General features: G+C 36.6%; 11 protein-coding genes and 2 other annotated features. Of the genes, 1 reads left to right on the forward strand and 10 read right to left on the reverse strand.

Annotation, left to right across the window (positions count from 1 at the left end; translation table 11 throughout):
* Positions 1-40: 40 nt before the first annotated feature.
* On the reverse strand, positions 41-1,441 hold the full coding sequence (locus ACFX4N_RS02495; RefSeq protein WP_140456818.1) for an amino acid permease: 1,401 nt from the start codon (positions 1,439-1,441) through the stop codon (positions 41-43).
* A 388-nt stretch (positions 1,442-1,829) separates the two neighbouring features.
* Between ACFX4N_RS02495 and ACFX4N_RS02500 the strand changes: the two genes are divergently transcribed.
* Complete coding sequence (locus ACFX4N_RS02500; protein ID WP_229754606.1) at positions 1,830-2,033, forward strand: hypothetical protein; 204 nt, start codon at positions 1,830-1,832, stop codon at positions 2,031-2,033.
* 172 nt (positions 2,034-2,205) lie between these two features.
* Here the strand turns inward: ACFX4N_RS02500 and thrS are convergent, their stop codons facing one another.
* From thrS to ACFX4N_RS02545, 9 genes are all read right to left on the reverse strand, one after another.
* The gene (thrS, locus tag ACFX4N_RS02505; RefSeq protein ID WP_053487274.1) at positions 2,206-3,423 is read right to left on the reverse strand and encodes a threonine--tRNA ligase; all 1,218 of its coding nucleotides are present in this window, start codon (positions 3,421-3,423) and stop codon (positions 2,206-2,208) included.
* 53 nt (positions 3,424-3,476) lie between these two features.
* Positions 3,477-3,705 (reverse strand) — a binding site (T-box leader).
* Between the two features lie 39 nt (positions 3,706-3,744).
* Positions 3,745-3,970 (reverse strand) — a binding site (T-box leader).
* 403 nt (positions 3,971-4,373) lie between these two features.
* Entirely contained in the window at positions 4,374-6,116 is a 1,743-nt protein-coding gene (locus ACFX4N_RS02510; RefSeq protein ID WP_192100418.1) for a sulfatase family protein, read from the reverse strand.
* A gap of 163 nt (positions 6,117-6,279) precedes the next feature.
* Positions 6,280-6,480 (reverse strand): hypothetical protein, encoded by a 201-nt coding sequence (locus ACFX4N_RS02515; protein ID WP_192100419.1) that lies wholly within the window; start codon positions 6,478-6,480, stop codon positions 6,280-6,282.
* Between the two features lie 142 nt (positions 6,481-6,622).
* Positions 6,623-7,081 (reverse strand): cell wall hydrolase, encoded by a 459-nt coding sequence (locus tag ACFX4N_RS02520; RefSeq protein ID WP_029321830.1) that lies wholly within the window; start codon positions 7,079-7,081, stop codon positions 6,623-6,625.
* 192 nt (positions 7,082-7,273) lie between these two features.
* Positions 7,274-8,575, reverse strand: a complete 1,302-nt coding sequence (locus ACFX4N_RS02525; RefSeq protein WP_029321828.1) for a valine--pyruvate transaminase — start codon at positions 8,573-8,575, stop codon at positions 7,274-7,276.
* Positions 8,576-8,590: 15 nt separating this feature from the next.
* Positions 8,591-9,826: a DUF6421 family protein gene (locus ACFX4N_RS02530; RefSeq protein ID WP_057273194.1), complete on the reverse strand. Its 1,236-nt coding sequence runs from the start codon at positions 9,824-9,826 to the stop codon at positions 8,591-8,593.
* A gap of 27 nt (positions 9,827-9,853) precedes the next feature.
* On the reverse strand, positions 9,854-10,792 hold the full coding sequence (locus ACFX4N_RS02535; protein WP_013057086.1) for a DMT family transporter: 939 nt from the start codon (positions 10,790-10,792) through the stop codon (positions 9,854-9,856).
* A 32-nt stretch (positions 10,793-10,824) separates the two neighbouring features.
* Positions 10,825-11,385 carry a hypothetical protein gene (locus ACFX4N_RS02540; protein ID WP_028408503.1) on the reverse strand — a complete coding sequence of 187 codons (561 nt, stop codon included), beginning with the start codon at positions 11,383-11,385 and terminating at the stop codon, positions 10,825-10,827.
* A gap of 15 nt (positions 11,386-11,400) precedes the next feature.
* Positions 11,401-12,663, reverse strand: a complete 1,263-nt coding sequence (locus tag ACFX4N_RS02545) for an ATP-grasp domain-containing protein (RefSeq protein WP_192100420.1) — start codon at positions 12,661-12,663, stop codon at positions 11,401-11,403.
* Between the last annotated feature and the right edge of the window lie 143 nt (positions 12,664-12,806).

Raw genomic sequence — 12,806 nt, forward strand, 5'->3', positions numbered from 1 at the left:
AAAAAGAGCCTTTCTTTGCTGAAAGGCTCTTTTTTTACTTTTAACTCACTTTTTTCATTTCTTTACTTGTTAATCGACTGTGTTTACGAGAATAACCGACATATACAAATATACCAAGCACAATCCATATGCTAAAATACAGCCATGTTGTTTTAGGAAGATTAATCATTAAAAATAAACAAGATAATACAGATAAAATTGGTAAAACAGGTACAAACGGCATTGTAAATCCACGTTTTAAAGTTGGGTGCGTTTTACGTAAGATGATAATGCTGACGCCCACCATGCCGAAAGTTAAAAGAGCTCCGATATTTGCTAAATTCGCAAGTTCTTTTAGATCAATAAACCCTGAAATTAACGCTCCGATAATCCCTACTAGCCAAGTAGAAAGAGTCGGAACTCCTGTTTTCTCATTTGTTTTAGCAAATGCTTTTGGCAGCAAGCCGTCGCGGCTCATGGAGAATAAAATGCGTGTTGCTGCATAAATGTAGGCGAAAATAACAGCCATGATTCCAATGACAGCTCCTGCAGCAATAACTCCTGCCACTGCATTTTGTCCTACTGAATGGAGAACATAGGCCATTGCTTCTGGGACATTCAGTTCTTTGTACGAAACAACTCCGGTCATAACAAGGCATACTGCTACATAAATAATCGTGCAGATCACAAGTGAACTAATAATTCCAATGGGCAAATTGCGCTGCGGATTCTTTACTTCTTCTGCTGATGTAGATAAGGCATCAAAACCTAAGAAAGCAAAAAATACGGCCGCGCCCCCTGTCACAACACCTTCAATTCCATAAGGCATAAAAGGAGTCCAATTAGACGGTTTTACATAAAAAGCTCCTACAATAATAAAGAGAAGGATAATAAATAATTTAACCAGCACCATAAAGTTATTCACTTTTTTACTTTCTTTTGTTCCTCTTGAAAGCAGCCATGTAATAAGAAGTGTAATACAAATAGCAGGAAGGTTCACTAGACCTCCATTTGCAGGGATCGTAATCAATTCTTTTGGCAGTGAAAAACCGAAGCCTTCTAAAAAGTTGTTAAAATAAGAAGACCATCCATTTGCTACTGCTGACATTGTTAACAAATAGACAGAAAGCAACGTCCAGCCCATTAAGTGTGCTACCACTTCGCCGATGGTTGCATATGTATAGGTGTAAACACTCCCAGATACAGGTATAGTTGAAGCAAATTCCGCATAGCACAGCGCTGCAAAACCGCATACAATAGAAGCCAATATAAAAGAAAAAATAACGGCTGGTCCAGCATCGTTAGCAGCTACTAAGCCTGTTAATACTAAAACCCCTGTTCCTATTACGGCTCCAATACCAAGAAGAGTCAAATCGAATGCTCCTAATGTTTTGACTAGAGATTTGTTTTGACTTTGTTCTAATAATTGCTCGATTGACTTCTTTTTAAATAGTTTTCCCATTGCACTCTCTCCTCTCTGTTGCCACTCATCCCTTAAAAAAACTTGAAAATGACGTTTTCCCTATTTGGCTGCGCGTTTTTACTTCAGATACAGAAGTAATTATATAGAAATAATTACTAACTTGTCTATTAGTATACTAATATCATTATATATATTTCAAGAGTTTTTGTAAGCGATTTCTTAATATTGCTCTATTTTGGATTTATAAACTAAATAAAGAGATTATCATTGTGCTTATGTATAATAAGTTTGAATAAAAATAATATTCTAAAAAATTATTTTATGTGTTTTTAGATAACTTTTTTACTAACTATCTTCAGATATAAATTCCTGACCTAGAGATTATTTACAGAACAATGAATGTTTTATCTTACCGGGTGTTATAATGATGAAAACTGAAGTGTATGAAGGGCGGAGAGAGATGCTTAACTTACTTATTGGCTGTATTTTACTAGCATTAGGAGTGTACTTTATGTTTAAATTTCTTTTTTACTCTCCTTCTAAAAAAAAGCGAGATCAGCAGAACATGAACAAACCATCAGATGAGGCTTCAGCTTCATCCCGTACAAACGATTCGAATGGAATAAGATAAATTTTTTTATAAAATACCGGCGTTTGTCTAAGGCAAAAGTTATACTGCTGATATATATTATCTTATACCCTTCTAGTTCAATATTCCCTTCATTTTGGTGTAAGACAAGATGAAGGGAATCACTATCCGACTTAAAAAAATCGGATTTTTCTATTTAGTAAGGTAAATAGCTTCAATAAACTCTGTTTGAATTCTTTTCTTTATTCAAGTGTACAGCTGCCTCTTCCACACTTACTGTTCCTATATTTTTCTTCCCGTGCTTTCGCATAGCAAGCGATTCATTTTCCACTTCTTTATCTCCTATCACGGCCATATAAGGAACTTTCTGCATTTCTGCTTCTCGAATTTTCAGCCCTATTTTTTCAATGCGATCGTCTACTTCAACACGATACCCTTTTAACTCCAGCTCGTGTTTCACTTTATATGCATATTCCACATGCGGCGGTGCAATAGGCAATAGTTTGAGTTGAACAGGAGCTAACCAAAGAGGAAATTGACCTTCGTAATGTTCAATCAAGATGGCCATAAATCGTTCAACGGAACCGTATATAGCGCGGTGAATCATTACGGGACGATGAGGTTTATTGTCTTCTCCAATATACATACAGTCAAACTTCTCTGGCATTAAGAAATCAAGCTGAACTGTTCCGCACTGCCAGCTGCGACCTAAGGAATCTAAAATATGAAAATCGATTTTCGGCCCATAAAAAGCTCCGTCTCCTTCATTCACCTGATAGTCTAAGCCTTTTTCACTTAACACAGATTGAAGCGACTTTTCTGCTTGGTTCCATGTTTCAATATTTCCCATGAATTTTTCAGGTCGTGTGGATAGCTCCACTTTGTAATCGAAGCCAAAATGTGAGTAAAAGTCATGGATAAACGCTAGAATGCGGCTAATCTCAGCTTCGATCTGACTGAGTTCTACGAATAAATGAGCGTCGTCCTGTGTGAATGAACGGACTCTTAGCAATCCGTTTAAAGACCCAGAAAGCTCGTGACGGTGAACTAATCCAAGCTCTGCGTATCGAATCGGAAGTTCTCGGTAGCTTCTTCGCTTGCTGCTAAACAATAAAATGGCTCCCGGACAATTCATCGGTTTAATCGCATAGTTTTGTTCGTCAACATTTGAAAAATACATATTCTCATGATAGTGCTCCCAGTGCCCTGATTGTTCCCACAGCTCCTGTTTCATCATGATGGGTGTTTTTATCTCTTGATAGCCTGCTTTATAATGCTTTTGTTTCCAGTAGTTCTCTAACTCGTTTCGAATAATCATTCCGTTAGGTAAGAAAAATGGCATACCAGGAGCTTCTTCTATTGACATAAACAGCTCCAGTTCTTGACCTAATTTTTGATGATTTCGCTTTTCTGCTTCCATTTGTTTTGACATGTTCATTCCTCCAATATGTTTTTATTTAACAAAAAAACCGCACTCATCCCTAGTAAAGGGACGAATGCGGCCGTGGTACCACCCTAATTCCGTAAAATACCCATACGTATTTTACGCTTAAAAAGATAACGGTTTTACCGGTTGCGGTTTCAGTGTATACACATTCCCCGCCGCAGCTCCAAGGTGGTAAATTCATTTCGTTTTCTAAGGGTTCTCAGCCAGTGACCCTACTCTCTGTAAAGAAAATTCAAAAATGATTCATGTCCTTTTCATTGCTTGTATATTCTTTTTTTCTACATAAAAAACCGCACTCATCCCTAGTGAAGGGACGAATGCGGCCGTGGTACCACCCTAATTCCGTAAAATACCCATACGTATTTTACGCTTAAAAAGATAACGGTTTTACCGATTGCAGTTTCAGTTATGCACGTTCCCTGCAATAGCTCTAAGGTGGTAAATTAGATGATTTCTTAAGGGCTCTCAGCCAGTGGCCCTATTCTCTGCGAAGAAAACAGCATCTAATTCGTGTCCTTTTCATTGCCAAATACTGTTTATTAGTTGTTAAAAGCGATTATAATGTATAAATTTAACAGAAGTCAAGAAGTAATTTTTTATTTTTCAATGGTATAGAATTACTTTATGCTTAAATTTTTGAAAAGTTACTTAAGAATACACGGACTGAAAAAGTTTTTTATTATACTATTAACGACTACATTTCATACTTATTTTCACCTTTATTTTCATAACAATAAAGGCGAAAAAGAAAGATACTATAAGTCCTTATTTGTTTTATCTAAGCGGTATTAACGAAGTGAAACCCAATACTATCCCAAATCAGAACAAATAACATAGCACAAGCATTATCAGGTTTTTTATTTATATACTAAAATATTAAATACATCTTTTTCTGCTCACCCAAATAGTTGACTTCAATCCGTAGAAACTATTTTTTATCTATCTTTAGAGGGAAGCTCATCATTCATGCTTCCACTTTGCGGAAAAATCCGTTTTTTCCTGATTTGTTCTTTAAGAATAACATCAAGCTGCCGCTGAACTTTCCTTGTTTCATTTGTCGAAAAATACGGGTGAGCCAGATTTACTGTTTCTAACGGATCCTTGGTCAAATTGTACATTTCAATTTGATCGGGAACACGTGTTGTTTTAAGGGTAGTAAAACTTACAGGGTAACCTTCATATTGCTCCCGGTGATTGACTTTATCTTTTTCTTCAGCTGCTGACCAAAATTGCGGATTATCATGATAGCGAGCGTATTTCCAAATTTCCTTTCCTGCCGCTGACGAAAACTCGACAATGACCGCTTGAATGTGATTAGGCTGAACAACTGACGGGTAGCTTTCTCCTAAAAAATTTGTTTGGTGAAGTCCTTTTGTCGGGTCATCATCCGTCATGAAGAAAATCGGTGTTTGCACTTGCTCAAGAGACGATTCTCCTCGAAGTATACCTGACAGGTCTCGCCCAACAAATGGATGTACTTCCGTATGACTTTTTTGTAATTGCTTTTGAACAGCGGAAGCATCGATATTAGCTAAACTAAGTATTGTCGGGATCAAGTCAACGTGACTAGTCATCAGGTCTGTACGTTGATAATTGGGAAATAAACATTTGTTGTGAATGAGAAGCGGAACGTGAATAGATTCTTCATACATGTTGTACCATTTTTGATGTAGTCCCCCGTGAGCTCCAAGCAAATCACCATGATCAGAGGTAAAAATAATAATTGTATTTTCATAGAACGAAGATTGTTCGATGGTCCGAAGAACTTTTAAAATTTGTTTATCAACATTTTTTTGCAGCTGATAATACAAGCGCCGGTAGAAGCTAGAATTTGGCGTCGGCTGCAGCGCTTTTGGATAGATGTATTTATAGCTGCTTTGAGCGCTAGGCTTTGTTTGCAAAGATTCTCTAATGGTAGGTGGCGGATCGATGTTCGGAATCGTCTCATCAATAGAAAACTGAAACATAGGAAGGTGTTTGGTAATCGCTCCAAACAGCGCAATGTCATGCGGGTTCACAAACGAAGCTACCATGAGCCAAGGCTGCGCAGTCGCTTGATGTTCTAATCGTTGAATAAGCTCTATGATTTCCTCTGCATATATTTCGTCTCGTCCGCTCACTCCAACGGCCGCGGATGAACCAGAATTGTGCGGGTTTCTCCCTTCCGGTTCTGGACCAATCCACCCTGAAAACCCAAACTTTTCAAGCTTATTAGCCTGTTGATAGAGGCACTCTTTCTCTAGATCCGGTATTCCTGTTTGCATCTGGTAGCTAGAAAAAACGTTATGTGTTCCTGGAATTAAGATGTTCTCATCAGAAATGTGCCATTTTCCTTTATAAAAGGTTTGATACCCAGCCTGCTTAAAATAATCTCCCATCGTCGGGACGGTATTAGGCTGCAGCCAAAACATATCAGGATCTTGTGACTTCTTTGCGATACCTTGCGTTTGCGTAACTCCGTGCAAGGAAGGATACTGCCCTGTAAACAATGTAGCTCGACTTGGTGAACAGGCTGTAGAACCGACGTAGTGACGGGTAAATTCCATTCCATGCTGTTTTAAAAATTCATGTGCTTTTAAATGTTTTTTTCGCCACTTTTTTAGTTCTTTACTTTCATATAAGGGTGGAAATCGCTCCTCGTCCACGAAAATTAACAAAAAATTAGGCTGCTTCTGCATGTTTACTCCTCCGCGTGTTTATCAAATTTTCTGTATTGATAAACTATGTAAAAAGCACTTTTTTTAGAAGAACGGAGTACGATTCATGTCTTTTTATGCCCAAACAAAAAAGACTCAGAGGATTTCTCTAAGTCTTTCATAGCTCATTTCAATACGATATTCCTTATTTTTTGTATGCTTTTAGCTGCTGATTTCGTTTATAGGTACCAATGATACTAGGTATACCTACAATTATGCTTATCATAAAACTCCACATCATATAGCGCCAATCCCCTGTAAAAAGCGCTACTCCCATAGAAAAAACGAGCTGACCAGCAAGAACTAACCATGAAGCTATCCAAGCAAACATCATATTCTCTTTCACGTTATCACCTCATATTTTTAAGTATGAATGACTTCTTATATTTTACCATAAAATTCTAATTTTAAAGGTTGTTCTACTGTTTATTTTATGTACATAACTAAAAAAGCTAATAGCAGCGCGCAGCTAGCCATTAGCTTTTTCATCATTTTGCAAATACATGATGTCCTATTTTAATTGTTTCTTGTTTTTGGCGCAGCCATTGATCTCCCGTTTTATCAGGATTAAAGAAGAATAATGAACCTTTTCCTTGACCTTGGAAGTTAATTGCTTCTTCTACAGCTTTTTTTGAATCTGTGTCTGCAGGTTTATTAATTTGACCGTTGCTGACCGGACTATACTGACCTTTTTGATAAATAACGCCTTTTACAGTGTCCGGGAATTTGCTGCTGTCGACTCTGTTTAATACAACTGTCGCCACGGCTACTTTGCCTGCATAAGGCTCTCCTTTGGCTTCAGCTGATACAAGACGAGCTAATAATTCTTTATCATTTTTATTTACCTGAATGTGCTGTTCATGAGCGGGCGCTGCAGCAAATGCTGAGTAACCTGCACCAAAACTTGGGATAAGCATTGCTATAGCAATCACTAGTTTCTTTATCATAAAAATAAAAAGCCTCCTTGCTATTTCTTGACGTGGTTCATATGCTAGCAGAAATATAGGAGTCTTTCATTACAAAAAATTATCCAGTTCCAAAAGAAATTGGATGTTATTGTCTTCTTCAAACAATCTTTAGCTTATAAAACTGGACCTTTTATGATTACGTATTAGTTGCACTTCTAAATCTTAAAGAAATTATATTTTTTCTGTTTGAAATATAAAGTTTGAACTGTATATTTCCTTAACTACTGAAGAAAGAATATCAATTCCTTTCTTTAACTCCTCATCTGCAGCAGTAAGACTTATGCGAATGCACTCCCGGTTGTGAGAAGAAGATTGGCTACCGTGAAAGAATGACCCGCCTGGCACTACAATCAAGTTTTCTGCTTTTAATTTATTGTATAGATCGGTATCACTGAAAGGCAAACCTTCTAACCAAAGCCAACCAAATAACGAACCTTCCGCTTTGTGCAAATACCAAGGAATATCATCCGGCATACGTATAGTTAAAAGATTTTTTAAATAGTCATGTTTTTGTTTATAATGAGTTCTTATATGGTTAGCTGAAATTCCGGCTAACTGCCCGCTTTTTAAGGTGCTAACCACCATTCGCTGACCTAACCTAGAAGAGTGAATCAAAATATTTGATTGAAATGCTTCCATTACTTTTATGAAGTCACTTTTTCCTATAGCAATTCCTATTCTCTCCCCAGGCAATCCGACTTTAGAAAGACTCATGCAGTGAATGATATTATCATGTATGATTGGATCCATTTCAATAAAATTAATAGCAGGAAAAGGCGGTGCGTAAGCTGAATCAATTAGCAATGGAATGTGATAGTCCTTGCACACTTGGGATATAAGCTGTACGGATTCTTCAGAAAGAATGTTGCCGCTTGGGTTATTAGGTCTTGATAATACAACAGCTCCGACGTCTGGGTCCTGAGCTATTTTATCTTTAAATGCTTGTTTGTTAAATTCATAACGAAACGTATGATGATCAAGCTTTGAGAGGATAGGAGGAATTCCTTCTATTACACCTTCCTCAAGCGCGACTCCACTATACCCAGCGTAATCTGGCAGCATAGGTATTAATGCTTTTTTTACTCTTCCTTCTTTACTTGTACCGCAAAACGAATTTAAAGCTAAAAAAAAGAGATTTTGACTTCCCGAAGTGATCAAGACTTGTTCTCTGTCCAGTTTAATATGATAATTCGTAAAGAAATATTCTCTTATGCAATCAATTAATTCATGCGTACCGTAACTAGAACCATATTGGCTAATCAAATTTTTTAATTGTTTGTCGTTCACAATATCCTTTAAAGCTTCTTCCCACATTTCATAAACTTGAGGGAGAATGGCGGGGTTGCCAGCACTTAAATTCACATATTGATTAAGATTGGAATTGAGCACTTCTTGGATATCATGCATAATAGCGCGAACGCCTACTTTATTAGTCATTTTGTTTCCTATTTTACTTAAATGCAAAGCAGTCACTAGTGCACCTTCTCCTTAAAGATTATGGTCATCGAATAGTAAGTATGGAACTTCAATCTTTTTATTTTGCTGATTAATAAAGTAATTGTCCGGGATAATAAATTTATCATCGTTCTCACTAGGTAATAAGTATTTTCGAACATAATGTTCAGCATCTTCTTTATAGTCAAGGTCACTTTGAATCGTTTCAAGTTCTTCAATTTCTTTTACTAAAAGATCCAGTTCTTTTAAGCATATGTCTAAATCTAAATAAGCATGGTCTCCTTTTCGGGATATTGAACGCCCATTTGCAACTAACCAGCTAAAAAGAAAAAATCCTGTTCCAGAATCAAAGTTTCGGGGTGCATTATGCTGACTAGGGTATCTTAAAAGTCGTTCAAAGAGAACAAATTCCGTTATCTCCTCCCAAAAAGGATATTTTCTTTTATGAAGAGTCAGCACCGTCTGGCAATCTACTTTAACTTCTTCTAGTATGCCTGCAAAAAAATTCATTTTCGCCTGTATATGTTGGTCAAAAGGTTTATTTCCGCAGTGATGGTAATAATCATGCAGATATCCCCAAATCACCCTTGCCTGATAAGTGTCTTCTCTATTCATAGTATGAGATTTAAAGTTAAAATCAGGAAAGATAGAATACGCTCTTTTTAATGTATCCTGATTGTATATGCTGTGAAATTTATTAAAGAAAAATATCGCGAAGTTTTGACTTGTTACCTTTTCTTTTGTTTTTACATTCTCAGGGAAAAATACAATACACTTCCCTTCCATAAATCCTTGAGTACCAGCTAACAGCTTTAAAGATTCACATCCATTTTTAGGATGAGGAAGGTCTGCTTCAATGGATTTCATGATTTCAGGTTCATCACGAACGGCGATAAAGGCTTCTAAATAAAACCCTCTTTTTGTAGGGCCATTAGGCGTTACAATCGGTCCTAAAAAGAACGTCGCCTCCCCGTTTGCAGGCGGGCTATAAGCAATTAACGTTTGATCAAAATAAGGAGCTTGATCGAGTCCTCTTTCAATCCAATCACATACGTCATTTTTTAATGCATTCCACACTACAGGTAAATTTAAAGAGTTATATATTGTTTCAGTTTCAGCAACTACTTTTAATAAGAGTTCTCTAGCTTTTTCGTAATTTCTTTTGACCTCTCCATTTGGGCCCTGATATTTTCTTATCTCATATAGAGCAGGTACTATTTTATCGTTTAATAACTCCACTAAACTTTGGGTATGATTTTTTGTTAACATGATTAAAACCCTCCTTTTTTAGAACAGCTACTTAGCAGAAATATTTTTAGATGATGTAAGAGTAGAGTTATTTGTGTTTTTCTCTACTTGCTTTTTCAAGTTAATAAATATAACCCCTGCTATTACAAATGCTGTACCTATATAGACCTGTTTGTTTAATGTTTCACCTAAAAAGACAAACCCTACATATAAGGCGATAACCGGTGAAATAAATAAATGCGCCGTTGCTTTTGATATATGCCATTTTTTTAATAAATAAATATTAATAGAAAACCCCAAGACCGACCCTATAATGGCCAAATATAATAATGAGATAAGACTAATACCAGAGAAAGTGCGGTTTCCATTTTCTACAAACAAACTAACAATCAGTAAACAAGCGCCTCCACTTAGCATCGAAAAAGAATTAAAGGTCATAATAGGCAAGGATTTTATGCGAGATTGAACTTGAACAGTTATAAAAGCAGAACCTAGCATAGCCATTAAAATGACAATCATGGCTACTATTTGAATCACATTCCCCTGTATAAACAGCTGATTTCCAAATACAACGCTCATACCAATTAAGCACATGACTACACCTATCTTTTGTCCTTTTGTAGCTGGTGTTCCTTTAAATAAGCGATTAAATAAAAGGGCAAACACTGAAATGCTGGCAGCTAAAACGGAAACAAGCCCGCTTGGCAAATAGACGGATGCCCAATAAACAGAACCAAACGGTAGAGCAAAGTACAAAATTCCGTTTAATGCTGAAATAATTACTACTTCTTTTGAAATGGCCATTTTTTTTGTGAGTAAGAGGTAGAGGGCAATTATTAAACTAGCAATTAAAAACCTCATACCTGCTGACCATAGAGGCAAGCTATCCTTTAATCCAGTCTTTTGAAAAGCCCATGTCGTTCCCCCGATGACGGCTAATAGACAAAACAAAAGATGTACATGAATACGGGTTAATTTAGAAATCACTGTTTCACCTTATTTCTTTTTTAAAGTTAAGCCTATTTTCTTCCGTGGAGCGTAAAACACATCGGCACTTCTCCAAAATCTTTTACAACTGTTAACCCCTGCTCGTTAGCGGCTTTACTCGTTGTAATACATGCGTCTACCTTTCCTTCTAAGCAATCAATCGCCGCTTGAGCATTACTATTTACTAACTGAACATTAGGACTGATGGAATGAGCTAAATCAACAGGGGCAGGATGTGAAGCAATTAACAGGTTATTGTTTGTTATCACCTCTTCTTTTGAGGCAAGCACCATGTTATACGTTGGCATAATAAAGCTATCTACTAGCTCTAAACTAGTTAAGTTTTTGAACACAATATCATGTAAGTAAGGATATACCGCGCAGCCTAGAAGAGCAGAACTCTCTGTTTCTTTCACATGAACTAAAGCTTCTTCCAACGTTTGATGTAAAAAGACCTGACCTTGTATGCTTTGGCGTTCGAACCATAGATAGCCTGCTTTTTCACAATTTGTTCCTTCAGGCCCTAAGGTATGGATAATGCTAATTTTTTGAAGCTGCTTATTTTTCTTACTAGACGACTCTGCAACTATCATAGCCTTTGATACCCCCTATGCGTTTACTTTATTTTTATAAACGATTTTTACTTTGTTATCTAAATAGCTGTAATACTGCTCACAGTCGGAATAAGAGTCATGAGTGGTTAAAATAAATCCAGGGTAACCTGAAAAGTGCGGATATGGTAAAATGTCTGTCCCTTTAGTTATAAATTGAATAACCCTTTTTACTTCAGTATCTCTACGCACGTCTTCTAAGCCTCGAATTTCTTTAAAAATCCCATAGCCTTGCACAGGGATAATGTAGTTGCCCACCACTTTCTTTCGTTTTCTTTCATTTTTTAATACAGGAGGTTTTAATCCTAATACATAGTAAAAAACTAGCTCCATATAGTTAATACCTGTACTTTCCTTTACGATATAATGAGAAATCCCAGATCCTCCAATGCGCGCTCCTATTTCAATTACATAAGGTTTTCCCGCTGGATCCAGGCGTAATTCAATATGAGCCGGGCCATCCTCAATCCCTAAAGCATTTGCTGCTCTAGCTGCTTCTCGTGCAATAGATTGCCAAACGTTTTCTTCTAGCTGAGCTGGAGCTATATAAACACCTTCTTCAAAGAAAGGTCCTTTGGAATTTCCTTTATAACCTATAGAAAGTACATAAACTTCCCCTTCTACAGAGAACGTTTCAATAGCAAACTCTGGCCCGTCTATAAATTGTTCAATTACCATGCCCGTTTTATTTTTTGTGAATTTACTTAGGTCTTCTTCATTTACGCGTCTCACTTTTTCTATGCTGTCAATCAGTTCTTTTTTATTATTCGCTCGTGATACACCTTGACTGGAAAATCCGTTAGAAGGTTTTACTACGACAGGATAAGGCAGTGAAAGATTCTTTAATTCCTCCGTATTTTCAACCTCTTTAAAATACGGAGTGTTAAGATCATTATCTTTCAAAACCTCTCTCATCTTCTGTTTGTTGCGACAGTTACTAATCACAAACGGTGATAAACCAGGTAAGTTTAATTCTTCTGTCAGCTGAGATACAAACTCTAATGCAGGCTCATATAATGTCATAATGCCGTCAAAAGGATTTTTGTGATGCTCTGCTTTAATAATCTCAAGAGCTTTGTCTGGGGTGTGAAATAAATCGATGGGTATGAAATTTTGTGCGTTTTTAAGATGCTTAGGTTCTACTTCTTCCTGGTTATAAAAAAACGTCACTTTAATTCCGAGAGCTTCTGCTTCTTCAAAAATAAACGGTAAATATGTATTTTGTAACACAACTGCTAGATGCTTATTTTGTAACGGCATTTACTTCCCCCCTACTTTTAAACAGCTCTTCACTGTTCGATGACTAAATTCTAATGACCGCTTCATATATTTGTCAATTTAATTTTATATAACATTAGGAATATATAGAATATTTGATATATTAGTAAAAAGTTAAGAAAAGA

Source organism: Priestia sp. YIM B13551, assembly GCF_042787905.1.
Taxonomy (GTDB): Bacteria; Bacillota; Bacilli; order Bacillales; family Bacillaceae_H; genus Priestia.